Source organism: Pseudomonas sp. S2_A02, from assembly GCF_054668495.1.
Genome location: NZ_CP162776.1, coordinates 4,003,754 through 4,021,394, shown reverse-complemented (window position 1 = coordinate 4,021,394; position 17,641 = coordinate 4,003,754). Strand labels below are relative to the sequence as shown.

Below are 17,641 nucleotides of genomic sequence, written 5' to 3'. Positions count from 1 at the left end.
TGGCTTGAGTGCTGGCTTAAATGCTCCAGCGAGCACTCAGCAAACGTTCATTCAACAGGTTAGGATCGAGCGGCCTGGGCCGACGAGCCATGGCGCTGAAAAACTGCTCCAGCGCTTCAAACAATCGTTGCGCAAGCTCCGGCGCCAACTGTGCCTGGGCGCTGCCTTCGCCGTAGGCGATCTGGCTGTCCACGGCGAAAATCCCCTGCAGCATTTCCTGGGCTTTCAAGGCCGACAGCACCGGTTTGAGCGCGTAATCCACCGCTAGCATGTGGGCGATGCTGCCGCCGGTAGCCATCGGTAAAACCACCTTGTGGCTCAGGGCACGTTCGGGCAGCAGATCGAGCAGGGTTTTCAGCGCGCCGGAAAACGATGCTTTGTAAACCGGCGTGGCGATCAGCAAGCCATCGGCGTTTTCAATCTGTTGCAGCAGGTCGATCACCTTCGGGCTGTCGAAGCGGGCATGCAGCAAATCTTCGGCCGGGAAGTCCCGTACCTGGTAACTCACCACTTCCACCCCTTGCTCTTGCAACCAGCGTTGGGAGCGCTCCAGCAAAACTCCGGAACGGGACCGTGGGCTGGGACTGCCACCGAGTGAGACGACCAGCATTCAGACAATTCCTTGAGCCGTGTTGGCGATTCGCGGCTTGCGATCTCGCGTTGATGGAGTGACCTTAACAGCTGATTTATATATCCATAAATCATATTTATTCATTTGTTTATACTTTAAATGAATATACAGATTGTCTTTTTTCAGACAAAAAAACAGGCCGTCGAAACGGCCCGAAATCCCCTGCTTTGTGGTGATCGTTCCCACGCTCCGCGTGGTAATGCCTCAAGGGACGCTCCGCGTCCAGTGACGCGGAGCGTCACGGGCTGCATTCCCACGCAGAGCGTGGGAACGAGAGTAATTCGGATAATTACCTGTTCGGTTGAGGCGTCAGGCGCAGGTACGGCGTCACTGCGCGATATCCCTTGGGAAAACGTCGTTTGATTTCGTCTTCGTCCTTGAGCGACGGCACGATCACCACTTCATCACCATCCTGCCAGTTGGCCGGGGTCGCCACCTTGTAGTTGTCGGTGAGCTGCAGCGAATCGACCACCCGCAAAATTTCATTGAAGTTACGGCCGGTACTCGCGGGGTAAGTAATCGTCAGCCGGATCTTTTTGTTCGGATCGATCACAAACAGCGAACGCACAGTCAGGGTGTCGTTGGCATTCGGATGGATCAGGTCGTACAGGTCGGATACTTTACGGTTCGCATCGGCGAGGATCGGGAAGTTGACGATGGCGTTCTGGGTTTCGTTGATGTCCTCGATCCACTTGTGATGCGAGTCCACCGGGTCTACCGACAGAGCAATGGCTTTGACGCCGCGCTGGGCGAATTCATCCTTGAGCCTGGCGGTGAAGCCCAGCTCGGTGGTGCACACCGGCGTGAAGTCCGCCGGATGGGAAAACAACACGCCCCAGCTATCGCCCAGCCATTCGTGGAAACGAATAGTGCCGGCGCTGGAATCCTGCTCGAAATCGGGGGCGATATCGCCAAGTCTGAGGCTCATGATGCTGATCCTTGTGAGTGCTTGTTGAGCTCAACTGTGCCTGCGTTCGATATTAATTAAAAAGAATAAATATCGATTTATTTAGATCATAAGTGAATATTAAATATCTGTTCACTGGACCTGAATGCACATGAGGACGAACATCGCCGACAAGGTTCGAGAAGGCCTTGAGTTGCTGTAAAGAGGGGATTTTCAAGGCGGGATTACGGGGGTGACCCCGCTTTGAAAACGCAAAAGCCCCGCCCGGCGAGATGCCGGGCGGGGCTTTTTTTACGTCGGTAACGCGAGCGCTATTACAACAGCGGGATCGAGTAGCTGACGATCAGGCGGTTTTCGTCCTGCGAACGAGTGCTCGGCAGGTCGGTACGCCACATGGCGTTTTTCCACATGAAACCAAGGTTTTTCAGCGGGCCTTCTGGTACGACGTAACCCAGAGTCAGGTCGCGTTCCCACTCGGAAGCACCGTTAGCCAACTCGCCACCGCGAGCGTTGACGGTATCAATGTCATCACCTTTCAGGTAGATCAGACCGGCCGTCAGACCTGGTACACCGACCTTGGCAAAGTCATACGAGTAGCGTGCTTGCCAAGTGCGCTCGCCGGCACGGGCGAACTTCTGGATCTGCACGTCGGTAGTCAGGTAAGCCGAAGCGCCGTCACCTTGGTTCAAGTAAGGGAAGTCGCTGCTACCGTTGCTGACCTGATAGCCGCCGCCGAAGGTGTGGCCGGCAACGGTATACAGGAACAGGCCGCTATACAGGTTGTTGTCGACCTTGCCTTTACCGTTTGGCGCATTGTAGTTGCCAGAGGTGAAGTAGTTGGCGTCGTGACCGTTGGCACCGTCATCCCGGCTGTTGAAGTAGCGCAGGTCGGATTTCAGAACGCCCGGGCCGATTGCCCAGTTGTGAACCAGACCCAGGAAGTGCTGCTTGTAGAAATCTTCCAGGTTGCCGTAGTAGTACTGGGCAGTCAGGTCTTTGGTGATTTTGTAGTCACCGCCACCGTAATAGAATTTGTTGCTGTCGCGACCAGCCGCCGTGCGACCGTTGGCACCAACGATCGACAACTCTTCGTTGTTGCTGGAGTTACGGCCCTTGGCGTGCTCGATCTGACCACCGACCAGTGTAAGGTCCTTGATCTCGCCCGAAGTGATCTGACCGCCCTGGAAGGTTTGTGGCAGCAGACGACCGTCGTTGGTCACGATCACCGGCAGTTTTGGCTGCAAGGTACCCAGCTTCAGTTCAGTCTGGGAGATCTTGGCTTTGGCAGTCAGGCCCAGGCTGGAGAAATTATCAACCGCTTCGCCGTTGGACTCGCTCGGGAACACAGTGCCGCCATAAGCGTTACCAGGGGTGCCATTGGCGTTAACGTTGCCATTAGTGCCGCCGCCCGAATCCAGACGTACACCCAGCAGGCCGATGGCGTCGATACCGAAGCCGACAGTGCCTTGGGTATAACCGGAAGTGAAGCGCAGATCGAAGCCTTGGCCCCACTCTTCGTTTCGACTTGGGCTGGCAGTGCCGTCACGGTTATCGGTGTTGATGTAGAAGTTACGCAGCCCCAATGTAGCCTTGCTGTCTTCGATAAAACCGGCGGCGCCTGCCTGCTGCGCCAAAACCCCTACGGCCACAGCCAGGGCCAAGGTGGACTTCTTCATTGTTTCGCTCCTCTCGTTCTAATTTTTGTGTTCTTTGGTCTTGGGTCTAACGCCCAGATCCATAGATGCGCGATTAGCGCCAGACCGTGACTGACAAGTCAATCGTAACCATGCGTGTCTACGACCAAGGTCTAACCGCAGTGTTTTGGTCCCTGCAGGGTAATGATTTTTCCATAAAACCAAAAAGAATTATTTCATTCTTTTTCATACCATTCAGGATATAGCTCACTGCTAATAATCCGAACCGGGACACCCTGTATCGGCTCATAAGCTAATTCCTAAATGGTATTTATTGGCCTTTTTTTAGATCGATTAGCGTTGTCGTATTCCCCCAACGTCAATCACTTTCGAAAAGGCGACGCCATCATGGCCAAACGCGCACTATCTAGTCAATTTGTTACAGTTTGTGTATCGCTTATATTTTCTTTTTCCGCCCAGGCGGCGAATCTCACCGTCGGTTATCAAACCGGTATCGACCCCAGTAAAGTCCCTCAGGCCGATGGCATTTACGAGAAAGCCATTGGCCAGAAAATCGATTGGCGTCGCTTCAACAGTGGCCCGGAAGTGGTCACCGCCATTGCGTCCGGCGATGTGCAAATTGGCAATCTCGGCTCAAGCCCGCTGGCGGCAGCCGCTTCGCGCAATCTGCCGATTGTCGCGTTTATTGTTTCGGCCCAGATCAACGCTGCCGAAGCACTTGTGGTGCGCAATGGCAGCGGCATCGATAAACCGGAAGATCTGATCGGCAAAACCATCGCCACGCCCTTCGTTTCAACCTCCCACTACAGCCTGCTCGGCGCGCTGAAGCATTGGGGCCTGGACACCTCGAAAGTCAAAGTGGTGAACCTGCAACCGGCGGAAATCGCCGCCGCCTGGAAACGTGGCGACATCGATGGCGCGTTTGTCTGGTCGCCGGCGCTGGGTGAGATCCGCAAGACCGGCAAGACGTTGACCGACGCGGCGCAGGTCGGCCAATGGGGCGCGCCGACCTTCGAGGTGTGGGTCGCTCGCAAGGATTACGCCGAGAAGCATCCTGAAGTCGTGGCCCGATTTGCCAAGGTCACGCTGGATTCATTCGCCGACTATGCCGCCCATAAAGACAGCTGGACCGCCGATTCGGTACCGGTGCAGAAAATCGCCAAACTGACCGGTGCCAATGCCGCCGATGTGCCGGAGCTGCTAGCCGGTTCCGCATTCCCGGGTGCCAAGGCACAACAGACCACCGCGCTGCTCGATGGCGGCACAGCCAAGGCAATTGGCGAGACGGCTAAGTTCTTGAAGGAGCAAGGAAAGGTCGAGACGGTGCTGCCGGATTACTCGCCCTATGTCAGCGCGAAATTCGTCACTGAATAACACCCTGCTCCTGTAGGAGCGAGGCTTGCCCGCGAAGGCGGCCTGACATTCAACACTGGTGTCGGCAGGTATGGCCTCTTCGCGGGCAAGCCTCGCTCCTACAGGGTTCGGGTAACCCGGAGGTCAGAGAGTTTTTTCGAAGATCTTCGAATTTCGCTGGTAATTGTAAAGCGACGCCCGCGCCGACGGCAGGCGTTCTACGCTGCTCGGCACGAAGCCCCGCTCACGAAACCAGTGGGCCGTCCGGGTGGTCAGCACGAACAAGGTTTTCAGACCCTGTGCCCGGGCGCGGGTTTCGATGCGTTCCAGCAGTTCATCGCCGCGACCGCCATGGCGGTACTCCGGGTTCACCGCCAGACACGCCAACTCCCCGGCATCCGAATCGGCGATCTGATACAGCGCCGCGCAAGCGATGATCATGCCTTCGCGTTCGACCACGCTGAACTGCTCGATCTCACGTTCCAGCACCTCGCGGGAACGCCGTACCAGAATGCCCTGCTCTTCCAGCGGGCTGATCAAGTCGAGCAAACCGCCGACGTCCTCGATGGCCGCCTCGCGCACAACTTCGAATTGCTCCTGCGCCACCAGCGTACCGCCACCGTCACGGGTGAACAGTTCGGTCAGCAGCGCGCCATCTTCGGCGTAACTGACGATGTGACTGCGCGCCACCCCGCCCCTGCACGCTTCAGCGGCCGCGTCCAGCAGCTCGGCCTGATAATTGTTGCCCAGACGCAGCAAATGCGCCGGCACTTGCTGCGGGCGCAATTCGCGAACCAGACGACCATTTTCATCGATCAAGCCCAAATCGGCGCCGAACAGCAGCAGCTTGTCCGCACCCAGATCGATAGCGGCTCGAGTAGCGACATCTTCGCAAGCGAGGTTGAAGATCTCACCGGTCGGCGAGTAACCCAATGGCGACAACAGCACGATGGAGCGCTCGTCCAGCAGGCGATTGATGCCCTTGCGATCGACCCGGCGCACTTCGCCGGTGTGGTGATAGTCGACACCTTCAAGTACGCCGATCGGCCGCGCAGTGACCAGATTGCCGCTGGCCACCCGCAGGCGCGAACCCTGCATCGGCGATGAGGCCATGTCCATGGACAGCCGCGCTTCGATGGCGATGCGCAGTTGGCCGACCGCATCGATCACGCACTCAAGCGTCGCCGCATCGGTGATGCGCATGCCATGGTGGTAATGCGGGGTCAGGCCACGAGCAGCGAGGCGGGTTTCAATTTGCGGACGCGAACCGTGAACCAGCACCAGTCGTACGCCCAGGCTGTGCAACAGCACCAAGTCGTGGACGATATTGCCGAAGTTCGGGTGTTCCACACCGTCGCCGGGCAGCATGACGACGAAGGTGCAATCGCGGTGGGCGTTGATGTAAGGCGAAGCGTGACGAAGCCAATTGACGTATTCGGGCATGAACCTGGGCCTGTAATAAATAGCAGCCGAAAAAAGGGTAAAGCAGTAAACGCACAGCGGGCTGATGGTTATCGTCGGAACAGGCTTGGCGACACGCGCGCTCTCCTCATGAATACGGGTTTGGGTACCGGCAATTTATACGGCTTGTCAGGCAAAGCACAAACCCTGTGGGAGCGAGCCTGCTCGCGAAGACGCCGTGACAGTCGACATCAATGCCGCCTGTTCAATCGCATTCGCGAGCAGACTCGCTCCCACATTGATTTTTGCACTTAACGCACTGGCATCGCCGTTTTGGCCGGTGTCAGGCAGTAATGTTCAATCAGTTGACGTAATAGATGCACGGTAGGCTGCAAACGTGACATTTCGAGGTATTCCCCCGGCTGGTGCGCGCAGGCGATATCACCCGGCCCCAATACCAATGTTTCACAACCAAGACGCTGAAGATAAGGCGCTTCCGTGCCGAACGCCACTGCTTCGGCGCGATGGCCGGTGAGCTTTTCAGCGACCCTCACCAATTCGCAGTCCTCGGCTTGCTCAAAAGGTGGTACTTCGGGGAACAGCGGCGCGTAATCGATCTTCACCATATGCCGTTCGGCAATCGGATTGAGTTTCTGCAAAATCGCTGCGCGAAGGGCTTTGGGGTCCATGCCTGGCAACGGACGCAAGTCGAACTCCAGCGAGCACTGGCCGCAGATGCGGTTGGGGTTATCGCCGCCGTGAATGCAGCCAAAATTCATCGTCGGTTGCGGCACGCTGAACTGCAGGTTACGAAATTCGCGCTGCCACGCCAGGCGCAAGCCGCGCAATTCGCCGATGGCATCGTGCATGGCCTCGAGGGCGCTGTGGCCCAGGCGCGGGTCCGAGGAATGGCCGCTCTGGCCGAGGATGTCGATGCGCTCCATCATGATGCCTTTATGCATCCGCACCGGCTTCAGCCCGGTCGGCTCGCCGATCACCGCCGCGCGACCTAATGGCCGCCCGGCTTCGGCCAAAGCGCGAGCGCCGGACATCGAGCTTTCTTCATCGCAGGTGGCGAGGATCAGCAAGGGTTGCTTGAACGGTTGGTCGAGCAAGGGTTTGACGGCTTCGATGGCCAGGGCGAAAAAACCCTTCATGTCGCAACTGCCCAAGCCGACCCAGCGACCGTCCACTTCCGTCAGCTTCAGCGGGTCGGTCTGCCACAACGCCTCATCGTACGGCACCGTATCGCTGTGACCGGCCAGCACCAGGCCGCCGGGGCCGGAACCAAAACTGGCCAGCAGATTGAATTTGCCGGGGCTGACCTGCTGGACATCGCAGGCAAAACCCAGGTCCCCGAGCCATGTCGCCAACAAGTCGATGACTGGCCGATTGGTTTGATCCAGGCTGGGTTGGGTACAGCTGACGGACGGCGCGGCGATCAGCGCAGCGAACTGATCTTTCATGGATGGCAAAGGCATCGCTGACTCCCAACTCGCGAATTGAAGTCCATCATAGAACCATCCGGCGACAGGAATAAACCGTTGCGGAGCGTAGGGTCTGTTGACGCTTGGTGATGAGCCGCGACGGAGACCCACTTGGTGCAGGGCAAGGCGCGCGGAACGTGGTTTGGTCGTCCCAAATAAGTTCCGAGCAACGCAGCCCTGCGCCAAGTGGGGCCCATCGCGGTCGTCACCAAGCGTCAACAGACCCTATCTCGGATGAGTCCTGTACACTGCACGACCTTGGCAGCCACACATTCCCCCCGGCTGCGCTCCCGATCCTGGATTTTCCGGCCATGCAGAAAGAAACCGAAATCAAACTCCGCGTCAGCCGCGAAACCCTCGCCGCCCTGCGCGAGCACCCGCTACTGAAAAAACGCAACAAAAGTGGCTGGGAACGCCGTGAATTGATGAACCAGTACTTCGACACGCCTGAGCGAGACCTGGCCCGCGCCAAGGTTGCCCTGCGCCTGCGCCGCGATGGCGAAGAAGTGATTCAGACCCTCAAGACCCGTGGCCAGAGCGTCGCCGGTCTGTCCGAGCGTCACGAGTACGACTGGTCCCTGCCCAAAGCCAAACTCGACGTGAAGAAACTCGACGGTGAATGCTGGCCCGAAGAGCTGGCCGAGCTGGACAAGAAAACCCTGAAAGCCATCTTCACCACCGATTTCGTTCGCGAACGCGCGGAAATCGCTTGGGGCCGTGGCAAGACCAAAGTGGTCATCGAAGCTGCGCTGGACCTGGGTCATGTAGTGGTCGGCAAGCAGAAAGAAGAAATCTGCGAGCTGGAACTGGAATTGCGCGAAGGCGAACCGGCCGCGTTGCTGGAACTGGCCGCCGAACTGGCTGCGACCCTGGCGCTGATGCCATGTGACATCAGCAAGGCCGAACGCGGTTATCGCTTGTACGACGCCAACAGCTACTCGCTGAGCTTGCCGGCGCCGCAGATCACCACCGAAATGCCGCTGGACGATGCGTTCGCCGCCCTGAGCTGGCATTTGCTGAGCAGCAGCCAGCGTCTGGCCGAGCAGTATCGCTTCAATGGCCACTGGCGCCTGTTGCAGGACTGGGTCGAGAACCTCGCTGAAATGCGCGCGCTGATCAGTAGCCTCGGTCAGGCCGCGCCGCGCCAATCGACTCACGATCTGCGGGTCGCGCTGGATGCCCTGCTGGAAGACTGGCGCCCGCTGGTACAAGCCGGCCTGGACGACGAAGACGTGCGCAAAGCCGCGCCGGAGCAATTCCTCGAAGAACTGGAAGACGTGCGTTGGGGTCTGTTCTCCCTGAACACTTCGCGCTGGTTGCTGGCCCGCACCTGGGCCGCCGATCGCAACACCCGCGGCAATCGCCAGGGTGCGGCACAACTGGGCAGCTGGCTGCCGCGCATGCTGGGTGAAGAAGCCAACTCGCTGCAATTGCAGCGTTACCAGCAACAGCCGGAAGACTTGGCCGAACAGTTGCCGCGCATTGAACGCATCCAGGCCTGGCTGCACCATGCCCGTAGCGTGCTGGAGATCCCGGAAATGGATCGCCTTTATGGTGAGCTGAAACAGCTTGCTCTGCTAGCGAACGAGCCGATCACCGATGAATCGCTGGATGCGCGTAAGCACCAGGCGATTGCGGTGTATCAGAATCGTGCCTGGAAGATGCTCCTGCGTATGTAAGACCGCCATCGCGGGCAAGCCCGCTCCCACAGGGATCAAGTTGGAACGCGCATCGTGTTTCAACACAAAATACTGTGGGAGCGGGCTTGCCCGCGATGAGGCCCTCACACTCACCGCAAGACTTGGCTCAGCGCAACACCGGCAAACTCGTCGTGGATTTGATCTCCGACAACGCCACGATCGAGTTGACCTCCTGAATCCCCGGCACCATCGACAGCTTCTCGAAGAAGAAGCGCTCATAAGCCTCAATGTCCGCCGTGACGATCCGCAGCAAGAAATCCACCGCCCCCATCAGCACATAACACTCCAGCACTTCGGGAAAACCGCGAATCGCCTCGGTGAACTCAGTGAAGTTCGAACGTCCGTGGGCGTTGAGTTTGATCTCGGCGAAGATCTGCGTGTTAAGGCCGATTTTCTTGCGGTCGAGCAACGTCACCTGACCGCGAATGATCCCCTCTTCCTTCATCCGCTGAATCCGTCGCCAGCACGGCGACTGCGAGAGCCCTACCTGTTCGGCAATCTGTGCACTGGAAAGCGAAGCGTCCTCTTGCAGCAACGCGAGAATCTTGCGGTCGTAGCCATCCAGCTCGCTGTGCATAGAAAAACCTATAGTTGGTACTAAATCGAATTGATCGATTCGATAAATGGTCAATAAGCCCAATCATAGATAAGAAATGCCCCGCACCGAATGTAAAAATTCCTCCAGTAATTTTGGAGACCGGAACATGCCGCATTTAGAAGCCGTGAACACCCCACCCGCCCGCGCCGACGTCTGGAACGTCAGCAACGCCCACTGCCGCGTTCACTATCAATTACTGGCCGAGGCCGAGCCGGATCTGTTGTGCCGGGCGCTCAATCTGTTCGCCTTGCAGTTTCTAACGCCGCAGCAGGTCAACGTGCAGCGCAGGGACGATCTGCTGTCGATCGACATCGTCATGGACGGCCTGAGCTGGCACCGTGCTCAAGTGATCGCGGAAAAATTACGTAACCTGATCAGTGTCTGCTCGGTGAACCTGCAAGCGGCTGATTCTGCGTGGGGAGAGCCGGTTCAGGCAGCTGGCTGAAAAAACCCGACACGTCTTGGTCGGGTAGTGGCCCAACGGTCTACGGCTGCGCGACTATCCTTTGCGAACGGTTGTTCATAAGGAGCCCGCATGTCCGTTCAACTCGCCACTCAGGACCGCTGGCTGGACCTCAATGATTTGCTGCGTGAATTGGTCGCCCAAGGCTTTATCAGTCAGGATTCGGCCGAACATGCACTCAACGCCCGCCGCCGTCACGCCATAAATGGTCAGCAGCACCCGCTGGAATTCATCGCCAGCCAACACCTGGACGACCTCAGCCGTCCCGGCAAACACCTCGATCTGGAAAGCCTGACGCTCTGGCTGTCTCAGCAGGCCGGTCAGCCTTACTTGCGCATCGACCCGCTGAAAATCAATGTCGCGGCCATTACGCCGTTGATGTCCTATGCCTTCGCCCAACGCCACAAGATTTTGGCGGTGTCCATCGACCGCGATGCCGTCACCGTGGCCAGCGCCCAGCCCTTCGTCAGCAGCTGGGAAGCCGACCTGACCCACGTGCTGAAGCTGCCGATCAAGCGCGTGGTGGCCAACCCGGTGGACATCCAGCGCTTCAGCGTGGAGTTTTTCCGCCTGGCCAAGTCGGTCACCGGCGCCACCAACGCTGATCAGCAAATAAGCACCCTGGGCAACTTCGAACAGTTGCTCAACCTCGGCGCCAGCGACCAGGAGCCGGACGCCAACGATGCGCACATCGTCAACATCGTCGATTGGCTGTTCCAGTACGCGTTCCAGCAACGGGCCAGCGATATCCACATCGAACCCCGGCGCGAGCAAGGCACGGTGCGCTTTCGCATCGACGGCGTGCTGCACAACGTCTATCAATTCCCGCCACAGGTGACCATGGCCATCGTCAGCCGCCTGAAAAGCCTGGGGCGGATGAACGTCGCGGAAAAGCGCAAACCCCAGGACGGCCGGGTCAAAACCAAGACCCCGGACGGTGGCGAAGTCGAGCTGCGGTTGTCGACATTGCCCACCGCGTTCGGCGAGAAGATGGTCATGCGGATCTTCGACCCGGAAGTGCTGCTCAAGGACTTCGATCAGTTGGGTTTTTCCGCCGATGACCTGCGCCGCTGGCAAGACATGATCCGCCAGCCCAATGGCATCATTCTGGTGACCGGCCCGACCGGTTCAGGCAAGACCACCACGCTGTACACCACCCTGAAGAAACTGGCGACGCCGGAGGTCAACCTCTGCACCATTGAAGACCCGATCGAAATGGTCGAACCGGCGTTCAATCAGATGCAGGTCCAGCACAACATCGACCTGACCTTTGCCGCCGGCGTGCGCGCGCTGATGCGGCAAGACCCGGACATCATCATGATCGGCGAGATCCGCGACCTCGAAACCGCCGAGATGGCGATTCAGGCGGCACTCACCGGCCACTTGGTGTTGTCGACGTTGCACACCAACGACGCCCCGAGCGCCATCAGCCGCCTGCTGGAACTCGGCGTGCCGCATTACCTGATCAAGGCCACGGTGCTAGGGGTCATGGCTCAGCGCCTGGTCCGGACCCTTTGCCCGCATTGCAAGGCGCCATTAACTTTGGGCGAGGACGACTGGCATACCCTGACTCGACCTTGGCAAGCGCCACTGCCAGGCAACGCACAACGCGCCATCGGCTGCCTGGAATGCCGCGAAACCGGTTATCGGGGTCGCGCCGGGGTGTACGAAATCATGCAGCTGACTGACGGCATTAAAGCGCTGATCAACCCTGATACCGATTTGCTGGCGGTCCGCCGTCAGGCCTTCAAGGAAGGCATGCGCAGTTTGCGGTTGTCGGGTGCGCAGAAAGTGGCGGCGGGTTTGACCACGATTGAAGAGGTGTTGCGAGTGACGCCGCAGAGCGAGCAGAAGTAGGCAATAGTCCCGGTAGCACGCGTTCAGACATATAAAGCCCCAAGTCGAACACAACGTTGCAGGCCTTTTGCCTTACACTCTGGCCATCGCAACTCCACCAGATGGACAGGGACCGTTATGGGTATTGCACTGAGTCTTTTCGTCGCGCTGACCGTGGCCATTCTTTTCATGGGTTTCAAGGTGGTGCCTCAGGGCTTTGAATGGACGGTCGAACGTTTCGGCCGTTACACCAACACCCTCAAACCAGGCTTGAACATCATCATTCCGGTGATGGACCGCATCGGTCGCAAGATCAACGTGATGGAAAGCGTGCTGGACATACCGCCTCAGGAAGTCATCACCGCCGACAACGCCACCGTGCAAATCGACGCAGTGTGTTTCTTCCAGGTGGTAAACACCGCCCAGGCCGCCTACGAGGTGAACAACCTCGAACACGCGATCCGCAATCTGCTGCAAACCAATATCCGTACCGTGCTTGGCTCCATGGAGCTGGACGCGATGCTCAGCCAGCGCGACAACATCAACGAAAAACTGCTGCGCACCGTTGATGAAGCCACCGCGCCGTGGGGCATCAAGATCACCCGGATCGAGATCAAGGACATCAGCCCGCCCGCCGACCTGATGGCCGCCATGTCCGGCCAGATGAAAGCCGAGCGGATCAAACGCGCACAAATTCTTGAAGCCGAAGGTTTGCGCGCCTCGGCGATCCTCACCGCCGAAGGCAAGAAGCAGGCGCAAATTCTGGAAGCCGAGGGTAGCCGTCAGGCGGCGTTCCTCGAAGCCGAGGCCCGGGAGCGCCAGGCGGAGGCCGAAGCCCAAGCCACCAAAGTGGTGTCCGAAGCCATCGCCGGCGGTAACGTGCAGGCAGTCAATTACTTCGTTGCGCAGAAGTACATCGATGCCTTGGGCAAACTGGCCTCGGCCAACAACAGCAAAGTGATCCTGATGCCGCTCGAGGCCAGTTCGATGATCGGCGCAGTCGGCGGCATTGGCGAAATCGTCAAAGCCACGTTCGACGGCAAGAAAGGCTGAGGTCGGTGCCCATGGAGCTGTTTTCGTTCTGGAGCTGGTTGGCCCTGGGCACGCTGTTGTTGATCCTCGAGGTATTTGGGGCCGGTGGTTATCTGTTGTGGATCGGCATGGCAGCCGCCGCTGTCGGCGTGCTGACCTTCGTAATACCGGGCTTGCCCTGGGAATTGCAGGTGCTGCTGTTTGCGGTCTTTTCAATCCTCACCGCGCTGTACTGGTGGAGACGTCAGCGCAGCGTGGTGCGGGTCAGCGACCAGCCGAATCTGAACCTGCGAGGACAAGAGCTGATCGGCAAGGTGTTCGTGGTCAGCGAAGCGATTATCGACGGCCGCGGCAAGATCAAGGTCGCCGATGGCGTGTGGATGGCCCGAGGACCTGACTCCGCATCCGGCAGCCGTGTTCGGGTAGTCGGGCAGCAAGGGGCGATTTTACTGGTGGAGCGAGCCGACTAACGTCACGGAACTCGATTGGGTTATCGGCAATCAAAGGCCGCAGTTAAAACCCAGTGGAGTCACCTTTTATGCGTCTCAAACTTGCTGTCGCTACCCTCGCCGTGTTGTCCCTTCAAGTCGGTTCGGCGATGGCTGATGACAGCTTTTTGCGTAACGTCCTTACGTCCGGTGCCACCACCGGTACGTCCTACCTGACCTCCAGGGATCACAAGCTGGTCGTCGCTGCCCAGGACGACGCCGGCAGCTTTGTCGCCAGTGACGGCGCAATTCGCGGGCCGTACCTGGAAGCCGCCATGCAGAAAGTCCGCGCCGACAACCCTGGCCTGCAAGCCACGGACATGGAATTGGCGAACGCAATTCTGGCGAAGAATGCCATCGCCTCGAAATAAGGTTCGTTGCTGAACAAAATGCCGCTCTCATGAGCGGCATTTTTTTGCCTGACGCAAAACCCTGTAGGAGAGAGGCTTGCCCGCGAAGCTTTTGGCGTTCTTGAGGACGCCTTCGCGGGCAAGCCTCGCTCCTACAGGGCCTGGTACTTCAGCGGTATTCATCCACCGGCACACACGCGCAAAACAGGTTGCGATCGCCGTAGACATTGTCCACACGGTTCACCACCGGCCAATACTTGTGGGCCTTGGTGTGAGCATCCGGCGTCACCGCCCGCTCAATGCTGTACGGCCGTTCCCAAACTCCGGTGATGTCGGCCAAGGTATGCGGCGAACGTTTCAGCGGGTTGTCCTCCGCCGGCCAGTTACCGTTCTGCACCTCGGTGATTTCCGCGCGGATACTCAGCATCGCGCCGATAAAACGGTCCAGCTCGGCCTTCGACTCACTCTCGGTCGGTTCGACCATCAACGTCCCTGGCACCGGGAATGACATGGTCGGCGCATGAAAGCCGTAGTCCATCAGGCGTTTGGCAACGTCTTCTTCGCTGATCCCGGTCAGCGCCTTGAGCGGCCGCAAGTCGAGGATGCATTCGTGGGCCACTCGCTCGTTGCGCCCGGTGTAGAGCACCGGGAACGCCCCGGACAAATGCTGTGCCAGGTAATTCGCGGCGAGGATCGCCACCTCACTCGCATCCGCCAGTTGCGGGCCCATCATGGCGATGTACATCCAGCTGATGGGCAGAATGCTTGCGCTGCCCCAAGGTGCCGCGCTCACCGCGCCGTTCTCCGGCAGCGGGCCATCGATTGGCACTACCGGGTGATTGGCAACGAACGGTGCCAGGTGCGCCCGAACGCCGATCGGGCCCATCCCCGGTCCGCCACCGCCGTGGGGAATGCAGAAGGTTTTGTGCAAGTTCATGTGCGACACGTCGGCACCGATGTCGGCCGGCCGTGCCAATCCGACCTGCGCATTAAGGTTGGCGCCATCCATGTACACCTGACCGCCATGGCTGTGGATAACTTCACAGATCTCGCTGATGCCCTCCTCGTAGACGCCATGGGTCGAAGGATAAGTCGCCATCAGGCAAGCGAGTTTGTCCCCCGCCTCCGTGGCCTTTTCCTTCAGATCATTCAGATCGACATTACCCCCCTCGTCGCACTCGACGATCACCACCCGCATCCCGGCCATCTGCGCCGAGGCCGGGTTGGTGCCGTGGGCCGAGGACGGGATCAGGCAGATATCCCGCGCGCCCTGATGGCGGCTCTCGTGATATTTGCGAATCGCCAACAACCCGGCGTACTCACCCTGAGCGCCCGAGTTGGGCTGCATGCAGATCGCATCGAAACCGGTGATCGCGCAGAGCCAGCGCTCCAGCTCCTCGATCATCAAGGAATAACCCACCACCTGCTCTTTCGGCACAAACGGATGCAGGTTGGCGAACTGCGGCCAGGTGATCGGGATCATCTCGCTGGTGGCGTTGAGCTTCATGGTGCAGGAGCCCAGCGGAATCATCGATTGATTGAGCGCCAGGTCTTTGTTCTCCAGCTGTTTGAGGTAACGCAGCATTTCAGTTTCGCTGTGATGAGCGTTGAACACCGGATGACGCAGATACGGTGTACTGCGCTGCAACCCGGCAGGAATGCCGGATACCAGCGTTTCAGCGTCCAATTCGTCGACGTTGAGCCCATGATCAGCACCGAGAAACACATCGAACAGCTTCGCCACGGTGGTTTCGTCACAGGTTTCGTCGAGGCTGAGGCCGAGCTGTCCACGGCCAAGAATGCGCAAGTTGATCTGCGCCGCCTGGGCACTTTCGATGATCGCAGTCTGAGTGCCACCGACCTCCAGGGTCAGGGTGTCGAAGAAATGCTGGTTGAGACGGGTGATGCCGTGGCGCTCCAGGCCGGCAGCGAGGATGCAGGTCAGCCGATGGACGCGCTGGGCAATCCGTTTGAGCCCTTCCGGGCCATGGTAGACCGCGTAGAAACTGGCGATATTGGCCAGCAACACCTGGGCGGTACAGATGTTCGAGTTGGCCTTCTCCCGGCGGATATGTTGCTCGCGGGTTTGCAGGGCCATGCGCAGGGCGACGTTGCCACGAGCATCTTTCGAGACGCCGATGATCCGCCCGGGAATCGCCCGTTTGTATTCGTCGCGACTGGCAAAAAACGCCGCGTGCGGGCCGCCGTAGCCCATTGGCACGCCGAATCGCTGGGACGAACCGAACACCACGTCGGCGCCCAACTCCCCCGGCGGGGTCAGCAACAGCAGGCTTAGCAGATCGGTTGCCACACAGGCCAAGGCTTGCTGGGCATGCAGATGATCGATCAATGGACGCAGATCGCGCACTTCACCGTGGGTGTCGGGATATTGCAGCAGCGCGCCGAACACCTGGTGCTGCTTCAAGTTATCCACAGCGTCGATAATCAACTCGAAACCGAACCCCTCGGCCCGGGTCCGCACCACGGAAATGGTCTGCGCGTGGCAATTCTCATCGACGAAAAACAGATTACTTCTGGATTTTGCCACGCGCTTGGCCAGAGCCATGGCCTCGGCTGCCGCCGTGGCTTCATCCAGCAGCGAGGCGTTGGCCAGTTCCAGGCCGGTCAGGTCGATGGTCAGCTGCTGGAAATTCAGCAACGTTTCGAGCCGGCCTTGGGCGATCTCTGGTTGATAGGGCGTATAGGCGGTGTACCAACCGGGATTTTCCAGCACGTTGCGCAGGATGACGGCCGGCGTGAGGGTGCCGTGGTATCCCATGCCGATCAGGCTGGTCCAGACCTGGTTCTGCTCGGCGTAGCCGCGCAGCTTGGCCAGTGCGGCTTCTTCGTCGAGGGCCGGCGGCAAGTCCAGCGGCCGGTTGAGGCGGATTCCCGGCGGCACCGTCTGCTCGATCAGTTCGACCCGGCTGCCGAGGCCTAGGCTGTCGAGCATCGCTTGCTGCTCGGCGGCATCGGGGCCCAAGTGGCGGCGCAGGAAGGTATTGGGGTCGCGTAACTGGCTCAAGGACGGCAACTGGGACATGACGGGCTCTCTCTTGACTGGCGCTCGGCGTCGATGCAATGCGGTCAAACCAGCATAGCAGTCGCTGCCAGCAGCGAGCCTGTGGGAAAGGTTGACACTTACCCTGTGGGAGCGGCGGTGCGACGATTCGACTTGCTCGCGAAAACGGTGGGTCAGTCGACATATACGTTGAATGATTAATCGCTTTCGCGAGCAAGCCCGCTCCCACATTTAATCTCCAGCGCATCAAGTTAGCAGAGACAAAAAAGCCCCGAAAAATCGGGGCTTTTGGGGTAATGCTGAAGGCTTACTCGCCAATAGCAGCCTTGTAGGCCACCGGGTCGAGCAGGTTGTTCAGCTCAGAGGTATCGCTTGGCTCGAGTTTGAAGAACCAGCTGTCATAAGGCGCGCTGTTGACCAGTTCCGGATTGTTGGCCAACTCTTCGTTAACGGCAATGACGGTGCCGGAAACTGGCGAGTAGATATCGGAGGCGGCCTTGACCGACTCGACGACACCCGCAGCCTCACCGGCAGCGAACACTTTGCCGATTTCCGGCAGTTCAACGAACACTACGTCACCCAAGGCTTCCTGAGCATGGTCTGAAATACCCACTTTCACGCCGCCATCATGGTCTAGACGGGCCCATTCGTGACTTTCGGCAAAACGCAGGTCGACAGGGATTTCGCTCATGTTCTGTGTCCTCAAGAAAAATGTCAG

The 17,641-nt window shown here is 58.9% G+C and carries 15 protein-coding genes; 7 read left to right on the top strand and 8 right to left on the bottom strand.

Annotated features, from left to right (window positions below; all coding sequences use genetic code 11):
* Positions 1-16: 16 nt before the first annotated feature.
* The 3 genes from ssuE to AB4O41_RS18315 form a co-directional block, all read right to left on the bottom strand.
* Complete coding sequence (gene ssuE, locus AB4O41_RS18325; protein WP_460144188.1) at positions 17-610, bottom strand: NADPH-dependent FMN reductase; 594 nt, start codon at positions 608-610, stop codon at positions 17-19.
* Between the two features lie 310 nt (positions 611-920).
* A complete protein-coding gene (locus AB4O41_RS18320; protein WP_460144187.1) occupies positions 921-1,559 on the bottom strand; it encodes a peroxiredoxin in 639 nt (212 codons plus the stop codon).
* Between the two features lie 293 nt (positions 1,560-1,852).
* Positions 1,853-3,214 (bottom strand): OprD family porin, encoded by a 1,362-nt coding sequence (locus tag AB4O41_RS18315; RefSeq protein WP_460144186.1) that lies wholly within the window; start codon positions 3,212-3,214, stop codon positions 1,853-1,855.
* A gap of 366 nt (positions 3,215-3,580) precedes the next feature.
* Here AB4O41_RS18315 and tauA point away from each other — a divergent pair, with 366 nt between their 5' ends.
* The gene (gene tauA / locus AB4O41_RS18310) at positions 3,581-4,567 is read left to right on the top strand and encodes a taurine ABC transporter substrate-binding protein (protein WP_460144185.1); all 987 of its coding nucleotides are present in this window, start codon (positions 3,581-3,583) and stop codon (positions 4,565-4,567) included.
* 123 nt (positions 4,568-4,690) lie between these two features.
* On the opposite strand, the gene argA is transcribed toward tauA, so the two are convergent.
* Both argA and argE read right to left on the bottom strand, forming a co-directional pair.
* Entirely contained in the window at positions 4,691-5,989 is a 1,299-nt protein-coding gene (gene argA / locus AB4O41_RS18305) for an amino-acid N-acetyltransferase (protein WP_460144184.1), read from the bottom strand.
* A 269-nt stretch (positions 5,990-6,258) separates the two neighbouring features.
* Positions 6,259-7,428, bottom strand: coding sequence for an acetylornithine deacetylase (argE, locus tag AB4O41_RS18300; RefSeq protein WP_460144183.1), 1,170 nt, complete (start codon positions 7,426-7,428; stop codon positions 6,259-6,261).
* Positions 7,429-7,745: 317 nt separating this feature from the next.
* Between argE and AB4O41_RS18295 the strand changes: the two genes are divergently transcribed.
* Positions 7,746-9,113, top strand: a complete 1,368-nt coding sequence (locus AB4O41_RS18295; protein ID WP_460144182.1) for a CYTH domain-containing protein — start codon at positions 7,746-7,748, stop codon at positions 9,111-9,113.
* A 127-nt stretch (positions 9,114-9,240) separates the two neighbouring features.
* Here AB4O41_RS18295 and AB4O41_RS18290 read toward each other — a convergent pair whose 3' ends face one another.
* Complete coding sequence (locus tag AB4O41_RS18290) at positions 9,241-9,711, bottom strand: Lrp/AsnC family transcriptional regulator (RefSeq protein WP_007940379.1); 471 nt, start codon at positions 9,709-9,711, stop codon at positions 9,241-9,243.
* Positions 9,712-9,838: 127 nt separating this feature from the next.
* On the opposite strand from AB4O41_RS18290, the gene AB4O41_RS18285 reads away from it, so the two are divergent.
* The 5 genes from AB4O41_RS18285 to AB4O41_RS18265 all read left to right on the top strand — a co-directional run bounded on the left by AB4O41_RS18285 (position 9,839) and on the right by AB4O41_RS18265 (position 13,922).
* Positions 9,839-10,177 (top strand): hypothetical protein, encoded by a 339-nt coding sequence (locus tag AB4O41_RS18285; RefSeq protein ID WP_460144181.1) that lies wholly within the window; start codon positions 9,839-9,841, stop codon positions 10,175-10,177.
* 90 nt (positions 10,178-10,267) lie between these two features.
* Positions 10,268-12,052, top strand: coding sequence for a GspE/PulE family protein (locus tag AB4O41_RS18280; RefSeq protein WP_460144180.1), 1,785 nt, complete (start codon positions 10,268-10,270; stop codon positions 12,050-12,052).
* 117 nt (positions 12,053-12,169) lie between these two features.
* The gene (locus tag AB4O41_RS18275; RefSeq protein ID WP_437128247.1) at positions 12,170-13,084 is read left to right on the top strand and encodes an SPFH domain-containing protein; all 915 of its coding nucleotides are present in this window, start codon (positions 12,170-12,172) and stop codon (positions 13,082-13,084) included.
* 11 nt (positions 13,085-13,095) lie between these two features.
* Entirely contained in the window at positions 13,096-13,533 is a 438-nt protein-coding gene (locus tag AB4O41_RS18270; RefSeq protein ID WP_460144179.1) for an NfeD family protein, read from the top strand.
* A gap of 68 nt (positions 13,534-13,601) precedes the next feature.
* Complete coding sequence (locus tag AB4O41_RS18265) at positions 13,602-13,922, top strand: DUF2388 domain-containing protein (RefSeq protein ID WP_460144178.1); 321 nt, start codon at positions 13,602-13,604, stop codon at positions 13,920-13,922.
* A 148-nt stretch (positions 13,923-14,070) separates the two neighbouring features.
* On the opposite strand, the gene gcvP is transcribed toward AB4O41_RS18265, so the two are convergent.
* Together gcvP and gcvH are read right to left on the bottom strand one after the other, a co-directional pair.
* Positions 14,071-16,944 carry an aminomethyl-transferring glycine dehydrogenase gene (gcvP, locus tag AB4O41_RS18260; protein ID WP_460144177.1) on the bottom strand — a complete coding sequence of 958 codons (2,874 nt, stop codon included), beginning with the start codon at positions 16,942-16,944 and terminating at the stop codon, positions 14,071-14,073.
* 286 nt (positions 16,945-17,230) lie between these two features.
* On the bottom strand, positions 17,231-17,614 hold the full coding sequence (gcvH, locus tag AB4O41_RS18255; RefSeq protein WP_038980852.1) for a glycine cleavage system protein GcvH: 384 nt from the start codon (positions 17,612-17,614) through the stop codon (positions 17,231-17,233).
* Positions 17,615-17,641: the final 27 nt, after the last annotated feature.